Here is a 16,898-nt window from a genome sequence, read left to right as displayed (position 1 = left end):
GCACGGCGGGCCGGACCCCCGGCCGGGGGTCGGTCACCGCGCCCCATGAGTGTCAGTTCTGCCCCGTAGACTCACCTCGTGGCAGGACGGATCAACGACGAGGACGTGAAGGCGGTACGGGACGCGGTCCCGATCGACGCCGTGGTGTCCGAGTACCTCCAGCTGCGGAACGCGGGCGGCGGCAACCTCAAAGGGCTGTGCCCCTTCCACGACGAGAAGTCGCCGTCCTTCCAGGTCAGCCCGAGCAAGGGGCTCTTCCACTGCTTCGGCTGCCAGGAGGGCGGCGACACCATCACGTTCGTGATGAAGGTCGACCACCTCTCCTTCTCCGAGGCGGTCGAGCGCCTCGCCGCCCAGGCCGGCATCACGCTGCGCTACGAGGAGGGCGGGTACAACCCCTCCCACCAGCGCGGCGAACGCATCCGCCTGGTCGAGGCCCACAAGGTCGCCGCCCAGTGGTACGTGGAGCAGCTGGCCACCAGCCCCGAGGCCGAGACCGGCCGCAAGTTCCTCGCCGAGCGCGGCTTCGACCAGTCCGCCGCCGAGCACTTCTCCGTCGGCTACAGCCCCCAGGGCTGGGACCACCTCACCCGCTACCTCCGCGGCAAGGGTTTCACCGACAAGGAGCTCCTCCTCTCCGGCCTCTCCCAGGAGGGCCGCCGCGGCCCCATCGACCGCTTCCGCGGCCGCCTGATGTGGCCCATCCGCGACATCGGCGGGGAAGTGGTCGGCTTCGGCGCCCGCAAGCTCTACGAGACGGACAACGGCCCCAAGTACCTCAACACCCCCGACACGGCGATCTACCGGAAGTCCCAGGTCCTCTACGGCATCGACCTGGCGAAGAAGGACATCGCCAAGTCGAGCCGCGCGGTCGTGGTCGAGGGCTACACGGACGTCATGGCCTGCCACCTGGCAGGAGTGACGACGGCGATCGCGACCTGCGGTACGGCCTTCGGCAGCGACCACATCAAGATCCTCCGCCGTCTGCTGATGGACAACGGCTCGGCCCGCGTGATCTTCACCTTCGACGGCGACGCGGCCGGCCAGAAGGCCGCCCTGCGCGCCTTCGAGGACGACCAGAAGTTCGCCGCCGAGACGTACATCGCGATCGCCCCCGACAACATGGACCCCTGCGACCTGCGCCTGGCCAAGGGCGACGAGGCGGTCGCCGACCTGGTCGAACCCCGCACCCCGCTCTTCGAGTTCGCGCTGCGCCAGATCGTCGTCCGCTACGACCTGGACACCCCGGCGGGCCGCGCGGCGGCGCTGGACGAGGCCGCCCCCATCGTCGCCCGCATCAAGAACACCGGCGCCCAGCACGAGGTCGCCGTGCAGCTCGCCGGCATGCTCGGCATCCTCGACACCCAGTTCGTCGTCAAGCGGGTCGCCCAGCTGGCCCGTTGGGCCCGCGACCGCGGCGGCCAGGGCCCGGCACCGCAGCGGGTCCGCGGGCAGCAGTACGACGCCCCGTCCCGGCCCGCCGTGTCAGGACCGGCCCTCAACCTCCGCAACCCCGTCTACGCCACCGAGCGCGAGCTCCTCAAGCTCGCCCTCCAGCGCCCCGAGCTGGTCTCCCCGGCCTTCGACGCGTACGGCATCGACGAGTTCACCGCCCCGCCCTACGCGGCCGTACGCCAGGCGATCATGGACGCGGGCGGCGCCGAGTACGGCGTCCAGGACTCGCAGGAGTACCTGGTCCGGGTCCGTGACGCGGCCCCGGACGACGCCGTGCGCGCGATGGTCACGGAACTCGCGGTCGAGGCGATCATGCGCAAGACGGTCGACGAGAACTACGCGGGCGAACAGCTGGTGACCGTGCGCCGCAGGGCGGTGGCCCGCCGTATCCCGGATCTCCAGAGCGCCCTGACCCGGCTCGGCCACAACGCGGACCCGGCCCAGGTCGCCGCCATCCAGAACGAGATGATGATCCTCACGCGGTACGACAGGGCACTCCAGGAACAGGGCCCCGCGGCACTCTGAGGCCGGGCGGCGATCGTCACGGTAACCACCCGGTCACGGACCGGACTCAAAAAGTCCCCGCACGCCCCTCGTGGCGGCGATGTGTCGTACTCCACACTGGGTTCCGGTGCCTGAGTCCTCGGAGCGCGGCCGATCCGTCCCCAACGGATCCCACACCCCCGCGGTTCCGCTCATCGCGTACGGGACGGACAGCGGCGAGGCCGTCGACTCCGCTCCCGAAGCAGCGCTGCCGCACACCTCAGCAGCGATCATCCTGGAGGTCGCCCCCGTGCAGACCCAGACCCTCGCCCAGACCGACACGCGTACCGACGGCACGGAACCGGACACGGAGACCGACACGCTCGTCGCGGTCCCGCCGCAGAACCGTGCCGTGCACCACCCCGAGGCGGAGCCCGAGGCCCCGCCGGCCGACGCGCTGGACAGCGCCGAGGCCCCCGAATCCGTCGAGGTTCCCGAGCCGCCCCGCGGCCGCGCCGACAACGGCGCCCCCTCCTCGGACCTGTTCCGCCAGTACCTGCGGGAGATCGGCCGCATCCCGCTGCTCACCGCGGCCGAGGAGGTCGAACTGGCCCGCCGGGTCGAGGCCGGCCTGTTCGCCGAGGAGAAGCTGAGCAACACCCCCGACGTCGAAAGCCAGTTGGCCCTCGACCTGGACAAGCTGATCGTGATGGGCCGCATGGCCAAGCGCCGCCTGATCGAGGCGAACCTGCGGCTGGTCGTGTCCGTCGCCAAGCGGTACGTGGGCCGCGGACTGACCATGCTCGACCTCGTCCAGGAGGGCAACCTGGGCCTGATCAGGGCCGTCGAGAAGTTCGACTACGCCCGCGGCTACAAGTTCTCCACCTACGCCACCTGGTGGATCCGCCAGGCCATGTCCCGCGCCCTCGCCGACCAGGCCCGCACCATCCGCGTCCCGGTCCACGTCGTCGAGCTGATCAACCGGGTCGTCCGCGTCCAGCGCCGCATGCTCCAGGAACGGGGCTACGAACCGACGCCGGAAGAGGTCGCCGCCCACCTGGACCTGGCCCCGGAGCGGGTCAGCGAGGTCCTGCGCCTGGCCCAGGAACCCGTCTCCCTGCACGCCCCCGTGGGCGAGGAGGACGACGTGGCCCTCGGCGACCTCATAGAGGACGGCGACGCCGCATCACCCGTCGAGTCCGCTGCGTTCCTGCTGCTCAGGGAGCACCTGGAAGCGGTGCTGTCGACCCTCGGGGAGCGGGAGCGGAAGGTCGTACAACTCCGCTACGGCCTCGCCGACGGCCGCCCGCGCACCCTGGAGGAGATAGGCCGCATCTTCGGCGTGACCCGGGAGAGGATCCGCCAGATCGAGTCGAAGACCCTGAACAAACTCCGTGACCACGCCTTCGCGGACCAGCTGAGGGGTTACCTGGACTGAGCGCGGGGTGCCGCCGCAGCGGCACCCCGACACCGGGCGACCCGCTCAGTCCACCTCGGCCACCGCCTGCGCGAACTGCGCCTTGTACAGCCGCGCGTACGCCCCGTCGGCCGCCAGCAGATCCGCGTGCGCGCCCTGCTCCACGATCGACCCGTTCTCCATCACCAGAATCGTGTCCGCGTCCCGGATCGTCGACAGCCGGTGCGCGATGACGAACGACGTACGCCCGTGCGCGAGCTTGGCCATCGCCTTCTGGATCAGCACCTCGGTCCGGGTGTCCACCGAACTCGTCGCCTCGTCGAGGACAAGGATCACCGGGTCGGACAGGAACGCCCGCGCGATGGTGATCAGCTGCTTCTCACCGGCGCTGACCCCGCTGCCCTCGTCGTCGATCACGGTGTCGTAGCCGTCGGGCAGCGTCCGCACGAACCGGTCCGCGTGGGCCGCGCGCGCCGCCTCCTCGATCTCCCCGCGCGTGACCTCGCGCGAGGCGCCGTACGCGATGTTCTCGGCGATCGTGCCGCCGAACAGCCAGGTGTCCTGGAGCACCATGCCGATCCCGGAGCGCAGTTCGTCCCGGGACATCTTCGCGATGTCGACGCCGTCGAGGCTGATCCGGCCGCCGGACACCTCGTAGAACCGCATGAGCAGGTTCACCAGGGTCGTCTTGCCGGCTCCCGTCGGCCCGACGATCGCGACCGTGTGGCCCGGCTCGACCTTCAGCGACAGATCCTCGATGAGCGGCTTGTCGGGGTCGTACCGGAACGACACGTGCTCCAGCGCCACCCGCCCGCGCAGCTCCTCGGGCTTCGCGCCCGGCATCGGGTCCGTGCCCTGCTCCTCCGCGTCCAGGATCTCGAAGACCCGCTCGGCCGAGGCGACCCCCGACTGCACCAGGTTCGCCATCGACGCGACCTGCGTCAGCGGCATCGAGAACTGCCGCGAGTACTGGATGAAGGCCTGCACATCGCCGATGGACAGCGCACCGGCCGCCACCCGCAGCCCGCCGATGACCGCGACCAGGACGTACGTCAGGTTCGACACGAACATCATCAGCGGCTGCATGATCCCGCTGTTGAACTGCGCCTTGAAGCCGGCCTCGTACAGCGCCTCGTTCTGCTCGGCGAACTGCTGCGCCGACTCCTCCTGACGGCCGAACACCTTCACCAGGGCGTGCCCGGTGTACATCTCCTCGACGTGCGCGTTGAGCTTGCCGGTGGTGCGCCACTGCTGCACGAAGTGCGGCTGCGACCGCTTGCCGACGCGGGTGGCGACGGCGTACGACAGCGGCACGGTGACGAGCGCGACCAGCGCCAGCAGCCAGGACACCCAGAACATCATCACGAGCACACCGATGATGGTGAGCAGGGAGTTGATGAGCTGGCCCATCGACTGCTGCAGGGTCTGCCCGATGTTGTCGATGTCGTTGGTGGCCCGGGACAGCACCTCACCGCGCTGCCGCTTGTCGAAGTACGACAGTGGCAGCCGCGACAGCTTGGTCTGCACGTCCTCGCGCATCCGGTACATCGTCCGGTTGACCGCCCGGTTCACCAGCCGGGTGGCCGCCAGCATCAGCACACCGGCCACCACGAACACGGCGAGCGCGAGCAGCAGCACCTGGCCGACGGCATCGAAGTCGATGCCCTTGCCCGGGGTGAAGTCGGTGCTGCGGAGCATGTCGGCGACGGAGCCCTCGCCCCGCTCGCGCATCGAGTCGAGCACTTCCTGCTTGCTCGACCCGGCGGGCATCTGCCGGCCGATGATTCCCGCGAAGACCAGGTCGGTGGCCCTGCCGAGGATCTTCGGCCCGACGACCGACAGAGCGACGCTCACCGTCACGCAGATCAGCAGCGCGTAGATGGTCAGCCGCTCGGGCTTGAACTGGGCCATGAGGCGTTTGCCCGACCCCTTGAAGTCCATCGAATGGTGGTCGGGGCCGGTCCCGGCCATCATCCGTCCTGCAGGCCCCGCCATCAGGCAGCCTCCGCTTCCGTCAGCTGGGAGAGCACGATCTCCCGATAGGTCTCGTTGTCCGCCATCAGCTCCTGGTGGCGTCCGGTACCGACGACCCGGCCCTCGTCGAGGACGACGATCCGGTCGGCGTCCCGGATGGTCGACACCCGCTGGGCGACGATCACGACGGTCGCCTCGGCGGTCTCCTGGGCCAGTGCCGCACGCAGGGCCGCGTCGGTCGCGTAGTCGAGGGCGGAGAAGGAGTCGTCGAAGAGGTAGATCTCCGGCCGCTGCACCAGGGTGCGGGCGATGGCGAGCCGCTGCCGCTGCCCGCCCGACACGTTCGTCCCGCCCTGTGCGATCGGCGCGTCGAGCCCTCCCTCCAGCCGCTCGACGAAGTCCTTGGCCTGCGCCACCTCCAGCGCGTGCCACAGTTCCTCGTCGGTCGCGTCCGGATTGCCGTAGCGCAGGTTGGTGGCGACCGTGCCCGCGAACAGGTAGGGCCGCTGCGGCACCATGCTGACGGTCTTCGCCAGCAGCACCGGGTCGATGGTCGCCACGTCCACGCCGTCGACGAGCACCTCGCCGTCGGTCGCGTCGAACAGCCGCGGCACCAGCCCCAGCAGCGTCGACTTGCCGCTGCCGGTCGACCCGATCACGGCGGTCGTCTCGCCCGGCCGGGCCACCAGGTCGATCGACTTCAGCACCGGCTCCTCGGCCCCCGGGTAGCGGAAGCCCGCCCCGCGGAGCTCCAGATGCCCGTGCCGGCGCAGCTCCAGCACCGGCGCCTTCGGCGGCACCACACTCGACGAGGTGCCGAGGACCTCCTCGATGCGCTCGGCGCAGACCTCCGCGCGCGGCACCATCATGAACATGAAGGTGGCCATCATCACGGACATCACGATCTGCATCAGATAGGCCAGGAACGCGGTCAGGTCGCCGATCTGCATCTCCCCGCCGTCGATGCGGTGCGCGCCGAACCACACCACCGCGATCGACGACAGGTTGACCACCGTCATGACCATCGGGAACATCAGCGCGAGCAGATTGCCGGAGGCCAGTGCGGTGTCGGTCAGATCGGCGTTGGCCTTGCGGAAGCGCTGCTGCTCGTACTCGTCCCGCACGAAGGCGCGGATGACGCGGTTGCCGGTGATCTGCTCGCGCAGCACCCGGTTCACCGTGTCCAGCTTCACCTGCATGGACCGGAACAGCGGCCGCAGAGCGCGCACGATGAGCGTCAAGCAGATACCCATCACCGGCACCACCGCGACGAGCACCCCGGACAGCGGCACGTCCAGTCCGAGCGCCAGCACGATGCCGCCCACGCACATGATCGGCGCCGACACCATCAGCGTGAACGTCATCAGGGCCAGCATCTGGATCTGCTGGACGTCATTGGTCGTCCGCGTGATCAGCGAGGGCGCGCCGAACTGGCCGACCTCGCGCGCCGAGAAGGACTGCACCTGGTCGAAGATGTCGGCCCGCAGGTCCCGGCCGATCGCCGAGGCGGTCTTCGCGCCGTAGTACACGGCACCGACGTTGCACACGACCTGCACCAGCGAGATGCCGATCATCACGGCGCCGAACGAGAGGATGTAGCCGGTGTCGCCCTGCACGACGCCGCTGTCGATGATGTCCGCGTTCAGCGTGGGCAGGTAGAGAGTGGCGCAGGTCTGCAGGAACTGCAGCAGCACCAGCAGGGTGATGGGTTTCTTGTAGGGCCTGAGATAGGTCCGCAGAAGTCGTATGAGCACGCTCGGTCTCTCGGAGTCGGCGGTGGGGGCGGGGTGGGTTGGTTGCCCCTGGCCCCTATCGTCGGACACTCCACCCGTGTTACCTCAACCGATTAAGCCGACAGCAGTGCTTCGTACGGCCTTCCGGGCCCGGCTCATACCGGAGTCTTACGTTCCTACGACGTCCCTACGACGTCCCTACGACCGACCTACGACCGTTCCTACGACCGGAACGCCCCCGGATGCGTCTGCTCCCGCACCGACACGAACTGCTGCCGCACGGCCTGCCCCACCGCCAGCTCGTCACCGGGATCCAGGACCTGCGCCGCCGCCCCCTGCCAGGCCGGCGGGGTACGAGGGTCCAGGGTCCCCTGCGACACCCCCAGCGCCCAGGCGGCCTGCCGGGCCGCGCCGATCGCCGCGTAGTCCGCCGGCTGCGGTACGACGACCTGCGCGCCGAACAGCGCGGGCGCCGAGGCCTGCACGGCGGACAGCTCGGCCGCCGCCCCCAGCAGGAAGACCCGCCGCACCTCCACACCCCGGCCGCGCATCACGTCGAGCGCGTCCGCGAGCCCGCACAGCATGCCCTCGAACGCGGCCCGCGCCAGATGCTCCGGCTTCATCGACTCGCGCCGCAGACCCGCCAGCGTCCCGGCGGTGTGCGGCAGATTCGGCGTCCGCTCACCCTCCAGATACGGCAGCAGCACCAGCCCGTGCGCCCCCGGCGTCGACTTCATCGCCAGGTCGGACAGGCTCTCCAGATCGGCGAGCCCCAGCATCTCGGCGGCCCCGCGCAGCGTCCGTACGGCGTTCAGCGTGGTGACGACCGGCAGGTGCATGCCGGTGGCGTCCGCCAACGACGTGATCATCCCGCTCTGGTCGACCAGCGCCTCGGGGTGCACGGCCATCACGGACCCGGAGGCCCCGAGCGACACCACCGCATCCCCCAGACCGAGCCCAAGACCGAAGGCGGCGGCCATCGTCTCGCCGGTCCCGGCGGAGATCAGCAGCCCCTCCGGAGTCGTACCGGCCGCGTCGGAGGGCCCGATCACCTCGGGCAGCATGACCTGGTGACCGAGCGCCAGCTCGACGAGATCGGGCCGGTAGGCGCCGGTGGCGGCCGACCAGTACCCGGTCCCGGAAGCCCCACCACGATCGGTGGTCCGTCTCACCGGGCGCCCGAGCAGCTGCCACACCAGCCAGTCGTGGGCCTGCAGCAGGACGGCGGTGCGCTGGGCGGCCTCGGGTTCGGTCCTGGCGAGCCAGCGCAGCTTGGCCACCGGCTGCGCGGCCTGCGGCACACTGCCGACCGCCTGCGCCCACGCCTCGCGCCCGCCGAGCGCGTCGACCAGATCGGCCGCCGCGACCTGCGCCCGCTTGTCCGCGCCGGCCATCGCCGGCCGCACCGTGTTGCCCTGGGAGTCCAGCGGCACCACCGCGTTCTGCTGCGCGGACACGCCGATGGCCTGCACGCCCTCCAGCAGCCCGCCGCCGGCGGCTTCACCGAGGGACAGCAGCCAGGCCTGCGGATCGACATCGGAAGGCCGCGAACCGCCGTCGGCGTTCTCCAACGGATGCGGTGCGTAGCCCTGCCTGAGCACGGCACCCGTGTCAGAGTCACAGACGACGATACGAGTGAAATCGGGCGAACTGTCCAACCCGGCGACTATCCCCATGGCCAAAATTCTGCCGTACCGCCGCACCTGCTGGGGCCATGGGCGCCGCAGGGTGCGTGCGGATGGTCGGGCGAGGGCGCGTTGTGGCTGGTCGCGCGCCCCCACACACTGGTGCGGTCAGGTGTTGCTCGTGCCCCAGTCGTCCTCTGCTGTGCCGTTGGTGTTGCGTTCGCGCAGGGAGCGGACCCGCTGGGCCACCGAGTCCGGGACCCGGTCGCCGACCCTCTCGCTCACCACGTGGTACGCCTTGCCCGCGTACTGACGGCCCTGCTGCGCCGCCGTCTCCGCGGTATTGCGGACGGCGGGGTTCTGCGCGACCTGGCGTGCGGACTTCTTCAGCTGCTCGTAGCGCTCGCGTCCGGCCTTCGTGCCCAGCACGTAACCCAGAGCGAGTCCGACGACGAACGTGAGCCGGTAGCGCATGACGGCCACCCTTCCCTCGTGTAGGTCTCCGGTGCGGCATCGGTGCCAGGGGGGAACCGATTGGCGGAGCACCCCCCTGCTTGCGCTAATGTATGTGTCGCAGCGACCGCCCGCTCCCTGGCGAATACCCAGGGAGGTACGTTCGATGCAACGAGGCAATCCTCCGTAGCTCAATTGGCAGAGCAGCCGGCTGTTAACCGGCAGGTTACTGGTTCGAGTCCAGTCGGGGGAGCTTCGATCTTCCGTAGCTCAATTGGCAGAGCAGCCGGCTGTTAACCGGCAGGTTACTGGTTCGAGTCCAGTCGGGAGAGCATGTTGAAAGAGGACCCCGTAGGGGTCCTTTTTCATGTCCCGGGGAACCGGGCATGGCGAGGCCGCAGTCCTCAAGCCCGTGGACGCCGTGCGAAGCCGACCATGCGAGGCAGGAGATCGTATGAGCGGCTATGCTGCGGCAGACGGCGCGCACACATGTACGCGACACGCCGCGATGGGGCGGTAGCTCAGCCGGTTAGAGCAGCGGACTCATAATCCGTCGGCCGTGGGTTCGAGTCCCACCCGCCCCACCTGCACAAGCCTCTGACCTGCGGAAACGTTCATTTTGTCCTGTCGGATCGTCAACTTTGCCTGAACGGACGGAATCCGCTGCTCGTAGGTTTGAGGTCCGGCAGCGTTCCGGGGAGATCCAACCCCTCTGACCTGCGGCGGAGTAGTTGTCTAAGGTTGCCGCTCTCGGTCCGTGCGACTGCGCTGCGGGTCGTCCCCAAGACCCAGGGGCCATACAGGGGCCGGGAGGGCGCGGCCGGGGTCAGGCCGAGAGTGTTTCCGGGCCGATTTCGTGGTCCCGTTTGCTGGTTCGGCGGCATGGAGCTGCCGTCCACCGTGCGGACGGTCGAGTGCCGGGCCGGCACTGGAGGCGGCGCGGATGCCGGTGCGTCTGGCAGACAGGCCCGAGGTCAGGGAAACGGCCCGAAGAGGAAACGGTCCCATGGACGGCGCACCGCGTTCATCAAGGCTGAGCCATGTGCGGTCAGCGCACCATCTGGCGCCGGTGAGGAAGATCGCGGCCGAGCTGGAGCGCAGCCCCTCGACGCCGTCGCCGCCGAACTCAACGGCCGACCACGCAAGACGCTCGGCTGGGAAACCCAGCCGAGCGCCTGCATACACTCCTCACGACCGCCTCACACTGACCACGTGTTGTGCCGGCCTCGACGGCGCCGCCAGCCGTGTCTCGAACCTGCTCGTCCTTGCCCGTGGTGCGGTCGCACTCCGAGGGCGTGGTTGCCTTGGCGGCCGTGGCGAGAAGGCATACCGCTTCGACATGGGTACGCATGGCGCCCGCTTCGACCGGGCCGGCGATGGCCCTCCTGCCGGCGTGGTCGGCCTCGACCAGGATGCCTTCGCCGGGGATGCCCTGGTCATGGGAGGTGGGCCGAGTCTGGATCGGAGCCGCGCGGCGCGACCTCGCGGTCATCGCCGGTACACCGGTGCCCGACTGGGTCGTACGTACGCCGAAGCGCCCGAGGAAGGCGACCTGGTCGCCGTGCACAGCCACTACATCGACACGCCGGGCGAGCGTGGCCGGTCGGTCATCGACCTCTTCCGGGTCCTCGATGCCAGGATCGTCGAGCACTGGAGTTCCGAACAGGCCGTGCCCGAGACCGCCGCCAACGACAACACGATGTTCTGACAGCCGCCGGGGGCGGGGCGAATCGTGTCCAGCCCCCACAAGAGCGACCGGCATTGGGCCATCAGCGCGGCGATCCCCGAACCGTCGATCCCGTCGCTCTTGAACCGACGCCCAGCCGTCTCGATGATCCGCCGCCGCGTCTCCTGCTTGCGCTCTCGCCCGTATCGGGCCCCGCGCCCTCCTTCACTCGTCCAGCCGGCCGCTGGCCGCCACCCCGGGCCCCACTCAAGTGGTTCTTCGGGGGTGGGGGACACGCCCAGGACGTGCCGTTCGCCTTTCGCGCGCGGCTGGTTACTCGTCGAGGAACTGAAGCGCGTGCTTCAGGAACCGCTCGGGGTACTGGAACTGCGCTCCATGCCCGGCATCGGGGTAGATCAGCAGTTGAGCGTTGGGGATGTTCTGGGCGAGGTGCCAGGAGTTGATCGAGGCGATCATCACGTCGTTCTCGCCGTTGAGGACCAGTGTCGGCTGGGTGATCGCGTTCAGGAAGGCGTAGGGGTTCTCGCCGGGCAGCGGTTCCGCATAGGCGATCACCGCTTCGACCTGCGCCTGCGCGACTGCGGGCGAGCTCGGCGGGTCCTGGTCGGCCCGCTGGTGACGCCGCTCCCAGAAGGCCCGGCCGGCTTCGATCGCGGCTTCCGAGCGGCCGAAGAACAGGAAGAGGAAGTTCTCCAGGACGTGGACCGGATTCAGCGCGTGGTCAGGCACCTGGGGGTCACTCGTCGGGTCCCCGCCTCGGAGGCCGGTGCCGAGCAGAAGGAGCTTGCGCACCAACTGCGGGTGGCGCAGCGCGACCTCCTGCACCTGCAAACCGCCGATGGAGAAGCCGAGCAGATCGACCTGCTCCAGCCCCAGCGCCCGGATGACCACGGCGATGTCGTCGGCCATGTCCTCCATCCGGTTGCGCGGGGTGCCGGATGAGGAGGCGATGCCGCGCCCGTTGAAAAGGATGACCTCTCGGCCTTCGGCCAGGCCGTCGGTGAGCAGGGGGTCCCAGTGGTCCATTCCCCCGCGGAAGTGCTGGACCAGGAAGATCGGGACGCCGGAGGGCTTGCCCCAGCGGCGGTAGGCGAACCGGTCGCCGTCGACCTCGATGTACTGAGTCGGTGCGGTGGCATGCGTATCGCTCATGGCCTGAGCCTTTCTGGTGGGGATGAGCAATACGATGACGTTCGTAATCTAAAAAGTCAAGCCTTTAGATGTCGATCGGCATCTATGTATGCTTGACCGTCGAGTATCGATCGTGGAAGGGGAGGCCGGCCATGCGAGTGACCAAGGCGCAGGCGGAGCAGAACCGTGCGCACATCGTCGCGACAGCCGCCAGGCTGTTCCGCGAGCGCGGCTATGACGGTGTCGGCGTGGCGGAACTCATGGCAGCCGCCGGGTTCACCCATGGCGGGTTCTACAAGCACTTCCGTTCCAAGGCCGACCTGATGGCCGAAGCGTCCGCGAGCAGGCTCTCGCAGATCGCGGCACGGGCAGAAGGCGTGGACCCGGCCGAGTTCGTCGAGAGCTACGTCTCCCGGGAGCATCGCGACGGGCGCGGCGGCGGGTGCACCATCGCGGCTCTCAGCGGCGATGCCGCACGTCAGCCGGCGGACATCAAAGCGGAGTTCGCCGCGGGATCGAGCAGTTGCTGACGGTCCTTCAGGCCCCAGGCGACACGCCGGCGGATGCGGACCAGTGTGGGGACCGCACCACTCTGATCGACATGCTCGCTCATTCGGTCGGCGCGGTCATGTTGTCGCGGGCATGCCCAGATGATTCTCCGCTGGCGGACGAAATCCTCGATGTCTGCCGCCAGGGGATTCTCGCCTCGCTGGCGCACGGCAGCAGCGATCAGCCGGCGGCACGGCGTCCGGAAGCCTGACCGCAGTCGACCGACACAGGGCCGACCACCCGAGGGTCAGACGTCCGCCCGATCCCGTCAGCTCGCTCTGGGAGAAGGCGACTGAGCTGGATAGGGTGACGAGGAAGCGTTTGGCCTGCGGAAATGGCCGCAGAGGCTCCGCCCGGAGTAGAGGGTCGGGGCCTCTGCGCGTTGGAAGGGAAATCCGCTGTGCGAAGGTTCTATCCCCTTGGTTGAACTGTGCGGACATGGCTGCTTCCGTGACGACCGTCGAACGCATCGACCTCCAGGGGCCGTTGAGGGGCCACAAGGACAGGAACAGACCGACAAGCACTGCAAAGGGCTGACACGGATCAGCACGTCTGACCTGCAAGAACGGTGTGAATCGGCATTGATCGGCAAGGACCGCCAAGATCCCCAATGGACTCATAATCCGTCGGCCGTGGGTTCGAGTCCCACCCGCCCCACTTGAAACGTGTCCTGACCTGCGGAAACGTTGCTCTTGAGGTGTTGGAGCGTCAACTTCGGTTTGGCGGATCGAAATCCGCTGCTCGCGAGTTTGGCGCAGTGCGGTCTGCATCGGCTGATGTGTACCTGACCTGCGCGGATGCGCCAGACATATCGGCTCGCGAAAGCTGCGCCGAGCGACCGCGCGGCGACAGAGCCGTCCGTTGAGGCCAACGTGAGGCCATCGGTCCCGGAAGATGTCCGCGAGGGGGCTGGCTCCGGCCTGCCGTCTGCATGTGGGTTGAGGAGTTCGACGTCGCGATCGTCTGGAATTGTGGCTGTAGGTGACCGCTGAGAGTGCGTCCTGGCGATGGCCGGTAGGCGCCATGGAAACCGCTCGTAGTGAAGACGGTCCTGAGGGGGACTCGGACCTCTCGTGAAGGGCCCTGCTCGTTGCTCAGGCGGTCGGGGCGGTCGCTGGAGGTCCCGTATCGTGGGCTGGCTGCGACCCCATCGCCGTTCGCGCGACCTGATGATCCATCCGACCATTGACCCCGACGTCATCACGGTCGGTGGGCCCGCCCGAGACGGGCGCACTGTTTCAGCGAGCGCGCAGCGAGACGGGCTACGGGGTCACCCAGGTCAGATCTACCTCCGCTGGCTCGGAGAGAGCCAGAGGATGCCCTGGGAATGAAGTCCGGCTGCGACCCACCTCCGCTGGCGTGTAGAGAGAACCACGGCATGGCGGCCGTTGTAGGGGTCGTGTCTCGCTGGGCGGCGTCCTCCGGCGGCGAGGGCAGGCGCACCAGCGACTTCGTCTTTGTCCCAGTCAAATCGGTCCTGCGGCCTCGAAGGATTGCAGGCCCGCAAGAGTGGTCTCCCGCGGAACGGCGACGGCACTCCCGACATCGCCGAGGCGGCCGCCGCGGTCGTCTAGGATGTCGTCTTCGGCGGCGAAGCCGTCATCCATGCAGGTGACCCGGCTCGACTAGGGTACGGGCGAGTCGGCGATGCGGCGGTACTCCGCTTCGGCCAACGCCGACAGTCCGTGAGCACCGCGCGTCCCGGACAGGGCTTGCGACTGTTCGAGCTGGGCCAGGGCATCGGTCCTGCGCTCAGGCGACGCGGCCAGCGCGACGCCAGCCTTGATGCGCGCGATTGCTTCGTAGAGCGGCATACGGCAGGCGCTGAAAACCTCAGCGGCCTCCTGTGCGAACCGCGCCGCGACAACCGCGGTGTCCTGCCGGGCGAGGTGAAGCTCGGCGCGGGAGAGCGCGATGAAGGCCCGCTGGTGGTGTGGTCCGTCAGGACTGACCGAGGCCGCCGCCCGGTCTGCCCACGAGCCGGCGGCGACGAGGTCACCCCTGGCCAGCTCCGCGCTGGTCAGCAGTCCGAACCACAGAGTGCGCGTTGAAGCTTCGAACCTGAGCAGGTCGGGGCCGCCGCCTGCGCGGGTGACCATGCGGACGCAGCCGTCCGGGTCACCGTTGAAGAGCATGGACTGACCGAGAATCCCGAGCGCGACCGACCTGACCTGTAGGGGCCCGGAATCATCGGCCGTGTGCAGGGAGGCCACCAGCTTCTCGAAGATGGAATTGGCCGTGGCGTAATCCCCTTGCCACAGGCGAGTCGCGGCGAGCACGGCGGAGGCGAACAAGGATGCCTCTTCGCTGCCGACGAACGATGCGGCTTCCAGCGCCTCCTCCGCGCATCTGCTCGCGTCGTCTAGGCGTCCGAGGAGCAGGTGGGCGTGCGCGGAGGCGGCGAACAGGTCACTGAGCAACAGGCTGTTGCCAGTACGGCGGGACAACTCGAGTCCCTGGTCGAGGTGTTGCAAGGCCGAGTCGTAGCGGCCCTGCAGCAGTTCCGTCCAGCCGATCACAGAAAGGGCGTCGATGTACTCCGGCTGCTCACTCTGCGCTGCGCCGAGCGTCTCGAGCAATTGGCTGAGGTGGGAGCGGGAGCGGGCGTGTTCGCCGACCGAAGCGTACGCAAGCGCCAGCAGCCCTCGGGCCAGGGCGAGCCGTGTCGGGTCGCCCGCTCTCTCTGCCGAAACAAGTGCCTGTTCGCTCCAGCGGACCGCTGTGGAGAACTCATCCGTGCGCTGTGAGATGGCGGCGAGCGCCATCTCCAGCTCCGCGATGTTGTGCTCCGACCGGCCGTCCCGATCCTCCAACTCCCGGAGCAGCAAGCGCATTGCCTGTTGGTACCCGCCGAGCATCCACTCCATCGTGGCCTGGGCGACAGCGACTCGGACCCGCATGTCCCCCGCCTGAGCAGGCAGCAGCGAGGCCGTGGCACGCAGCAGGTCACGACTTTCTCGCAGCCGTCCGGCCGCGCCGAGCGCGCTTGCCCTCTGGAACCACAGTTCCGGCCTCAGGCGGCCGTCGTCACCCAGCAGCCGGAGGGCTTCCCCTGTCCAATGCGCGGCAGTGGCCGGAGCGATGGTCAGTACGTCGCGGCCGGCCCGCGCCAGCAGATCCGCGGCCTTCTCGTCGCCCGGATGCGCCGATCGCTGTACGTGCGAGGCCCGGGCGGCCGACGAGGCCCCGCGCGCCGCCAGGCATTCCGCGGCGCGGCCGTGCGCGCTGATCAGCCAGCCGGCGCCCGCTCCTTCGTACACGGCGGCACGTACGAGCGGATGGCGGAACCTGAACTGGCCCGGGGCTCCCACGGGCCGTACCACGTCATGTGCGGTGAGTTCGTCGAGGGCTGCCAGAGTGCGCGCTTGATCGGACCCCGCGACGGCCGCGACCATCGTGGCCGCGAAGGAGTCGCCGAGCACCGCAGCCACACGAGCGGAGAGCCGCGCCGGATCCGACAGAGTCTGTAGCTCCGCCAGGAGCGAGTCCCGCACAGGTCGGGGCACGTCTCTCACGGAGGCTGACGGATCCAATGGAATGGCCGCCGCGAGCTGCTCGGAGGGCATCCGGGTCAGCGCCTCCAGGTAGAACGGATTGCCGCCGCTGACCTCGTACAGCTGCCGCCAGCGCCCTGGGCCCATGTCGCCTGCGAACAGTCGTGCTGCGTCCGTGGACGACAGGGGACCCAGCCCCACCTGGGACATCCGGCTGTCCGCCCTGGCCCGGGCCAAGGCTGCCGACAGACGAGGCGGAATCTGCCGAGGACGGTGGGCAAGCGCGAGCAGCACCGGTGCCTTCGGCGGATGCCGTATCAGGTGGTCGATCAACTCGGCGGTCGCGTCGTCCGCCCAGTGCAGATCGTCCAGGCTGAGTACGAGCCCCTGGCCCCCACCGCCCATGACTTCCAGTAACGACCGCACCGCCCGGTGGAGCCAGTACCGCTCAGCCCGCACAGGCCCCGCCGCCAGGCGGTCATCCCACAGCGCGGGGAAAACGGCACCGAGTTGGCGCAGGGCCGCCTTCGGCAATGCGTCCACAGGGTTGCCGCCCGGGACCATCGCGGAAGCGAGGTGGTCGTCCAGCGCGTCCACGAAGGCACCGTACGGAGCCTGGTCGAACTGCACGCTGCGCCCGGCCAACACGAGCAGCCCACGCTGCCGCGCCCGCTCGCCCAGCTCGGCGAGCAGGCGCGTCTTGCCGATACCCGGTTCACCGGCGAGTTCCACCACGTGCGCCCGGGTGCCGGGCTCACTGGTGGCCACATCCTTGAGGGCGCGGTCGAACATCGCCACCTCTTCGGCACGTCCCACCAGCAGGCCGCTCAGACGGCTACGCATCTCGGGAAGCGTCCCAACGGTGGCGGGCACCGCTGGGCGGCGGGTGCCGCCCGA

12 protein-coding genes and 3 tRNA genes are annotated in these 16,898 nt (G+C 69.1%); 8 read left to right on the top strand and 7 right to left on the bottom strand.

Going from position 1 to position 16,898, the window contains the following annotated elements:
- Positions 1–78 precede the first annotated feature (78 nt).
- Both dnaG and QFZ76_RS17700 read left to right on the top strand, forming a co-directional pair.
- Positions 79–1,980: a DNA primase gene (gene dnaG / locus QFZ76_RS17705; protein ID WP_307674651.1), complete on the top strand. Its 1,902-nt coding sequence runs from the start codon at positions 79–81 to the stop codon at positions 1,978–1,980.
- A 106-nt stretch (positions 1,981–2,086) separates the two neighbouring features.
- On the top strand, positions 2,087–3,376 hold the full coding sequence (locus tag QFZ76_RS17700; RefSeq protein ID WP_307674650.1) for an RNA polymerase sigma factor: 1,290 nt from the start codon (positions 2,087–2,089) through the stop codon (positions 3,374–3,376).
- A gap of 45 nt (positions 3,377–3,421) precedes the next feature.
- On the opposite strand, the gene QFZ76_RS17695 is transcribed toward QFZ76_RS17700, so the two are convergent.
- From QFZ76_RS17695 to QFZ76_RS17680, 4 genes are all read right to left on the bottom strand, one after another.
- Positions 3,422–5,350 carry an ABC transporter ATP-binding protein gene (locus QFZ76_RS17695; RefSeq protein ID WP_307674649.1) on the bottom strand — a complete coding sequence of 643 codons (1,929 nt, stop codon included), beginning with the start codon at positions 5,348–5,350 and terminating at the stop codon, positions 3,422–3,424.
- Positions 5,350–7,083, bottom strand: coding sequence for an ABC transporter ATP-binding protein (locus tag QFZ76_RS17690; RefSeq protein ID WP_307674648.1), 1,734 nt, complete (start codon positions 7,081–7,083; stop codon positions 5,350–5,352). Before QFZ76_RS17690 ends, QFZ76_RS17695 begins: the two co-directional genes overlap by 1 nt.
- 200 nt (positions 7,084–7,283) lie before the next feature.
- Complete coding sequence (locus QFZ76_RS17685; RefSeq protein WP_266439866.1) at positions 7,284–8,738, bottom strand: FGGY family carbohydrate kinase; 1,455 nt, start codon at positions 8,736–8,738, stop codon at positions 7,284–7,286.
- Positions 8,739–8,855: 117 nt separating this feature from the next.
- Positions 8,856–9,161: a YtxH domain-containing protein gene (locus tag QFZ76_RS17680; protein ID WP_266439867.1), complete on the bottom strand. Its 306-nt coding sequence runs from the start codon at positions 9,159–9,161 to the stop codon at positions 8,856–8,858.
- A 159-nt stretch (positions 9,162–9,320) separates the two neighbouring features.
- On the opposite strand from QFZ76_RS17680, the gene QFZ76_RS17675 reads away from it, so the two are divergent.
- The 4 genes from QFZ76_RS17675 (at position 9,321) to QFZ76_RS17660 (ending at position 10,848) form a co-directional block, all read left to right on the top strand.
- Positions 9,321–9,393: transfer RNA gene (locus QFZ76_RS17675), tRNA-Asn, on the top strand.
- A gap of 6 nt (positions 9,394–9,399) precedes the next feature.
- Positions 9,400–9,472, top strand: a tRNA-Asn gene (locus QFZ76_RS17670).
- 178 nt (positions 9,473–9,650) lie between these two features.
- Positions 9,651–9,724, top strand: a tRNA-Ile gene (locus tag QFZ76_RS17665).
- Positions 9,725–10,479: 755 nt separating this feature from the next.
- Positions 10,480–10,848, top strand: a complete 369-nt coding sequence (locus QFZ76_RS17660) for a hypothetical protein (RefSeq protein WP_307680044.1) — start codon at positions 10,480–10,482, stop codon at positions 10,846–10,848.
- Positions 10,849–11,139: 291 nt separating this feature from the next.
- Here QFZ76_RS17660 and QFZ76_RS17650 read toward each other — a convergent pair whose 3' ends face one another.
- On the bottom strand, positions 11,140–11,979 hold the full coding sequence (locus tag QFZ76_RS17650; RefSeq protein ID WP_307674647.1) for an alpha/beta fold hydrolase: 840 nt from the start codon (positions 11,977–11,979) through the stop codon (positions 11,140–11,142).
- Between the two features lie 137 nt (positions 11,980–12,116).
- On the opposite strand from QFZ76_RS17650, the gene QFZ76_RS17645 reads away from it, so the two are divergent.
- Both QFZ76_RS17645 and QFZ76_RS17640 read left to right on the top strand, forming a co-directional pair.
- Positions 12,117–12,488 carry a TetR family transcriptional regulator gene (locus QFZ76_RS17645; RefSeq protein WP_307674646.1) on the top strand — a complete coding sequence of 124 codons (372 nt, stop codon included), beginning with the start codon at positions 12,117–12,119 and terminating at the stop codon, positions 12,486–12,488.
- A gap of 71 nt (positions 12,489–12,559) precedes the next feature.
- On the top strand, positions 12,560–12,718 hold the full coding sequence (locus QFZ76_RS17640; protein WP_307674645.1) for a hypothetical protein: 159 nt from the start codon (positions 12,560–12,562) through the stop codon (positions 12,716–12,718).
- Positions 12,719–13,973: 1,255 nt separating this feature from the next.
- Here QFZ76_RS17640 and QFZ76_RS17635 read toward each other — a convergent pair.
- Both QFZ76_RS17635 and QFZ76_RS51765 read right to left on the bottom strand, forming a co-directional pair.
- A complete protein-coding gene (locus tag QFZ76_RS17635; protein WP_307674644.1) occupies positions 13,974–14,114 on the bottom strand; it encodes a hypothetical protein in 141 nt (46 codons plus the stop codon).
- 18 nt (positions 14,115–14,132) lie between these two features.
- Positions 14,133–16,844: an AAA family ATPase gene (locus QFZ76_RS51765; protein WP_373464521.1), complete on the bottom strand. Its 2,712-nt coding sequence runs from the start codon at positions 16,842–16,844 to the stop codon at positions 14,133–14,135.
- Between the last annotated feature and the right edge of the window lie 54 nt (positions 16,845–16,898).

Source organism: Streptomyces sp. V4I2, assembly GCF_030817655.1.
Taxonomy (GTDB): domain Bacteria; phylum Actinomycetota; class Actinomycetes; order Streptomycetales; family Streptomycetaceae; genus Streptomyces; species Streptomyces plumbiresistens.
Note: the sequence above shows the minus strand (reverse complement) of the source record. Positions and strands in the feature narration are given on the sequence as shown.

Bases quoted from the DNA above. Each gene is read 5' to 3' on its own strand.
- QFZ76_RS17685 (WP_266439866.1), bottom strand. From the start codon at position 8,738: ATGGGGATAGTCGCCGGGTTGGACAGTTCGCCCGATTTCACTCGTATC.
- QFZ76_RS17650 (WP_307674647.1), bottom strand. From the start codon at position 11,979: ATGAGCGATACGCATGCCACCGCACCGACTCAGTACATCGAGGTCGAC.
- QFZ76_RS17695 (WP_307674649.1), bottom strand. From the start codon at position 5,350: ATGGCGGGGCCTGCAGGACGGATGATGGCCGGGACCGGCCCCGACCAC.
- QFZ76_RS51765 (WP_373464521.1), bottom strand. From the start codon at position 16,844: ATGCGTAGCCGTCTGAGCGGCCTGCTGGTGGGACGTGCCGAAGAGGTG.
- QFZ76_RS17660 (WP_307680044.1), top strand. From the start codon at position 10,480: ATGGGTACGCATGGCGCCCGCTTCGACCGGGCCGGCGATGGCCCTCCT.
- QFZ76_RS17635 (WP_307674644.1), bottom strand. From the start codon at position 14,114: ATGGATGACGGCTTCGCCGCCGAAGACGACATCCTAGACGACCGCGGC.
- QFZ76_RS17680 (WP_266439867.1), bottom strand. From the start codon at position 9,161: ATGCGCTACCGGCTCACGTTCGTCGTCGGACTCGCTCTGGGTTACGTG.
- QFZ76_RS17640 (WP_307674645.1), top strand. From the start codon at position 12,560: ATGCTCGCTCATTCGGTCGGCGCGGTCATGTTGTCGCGGGCATGCCCA.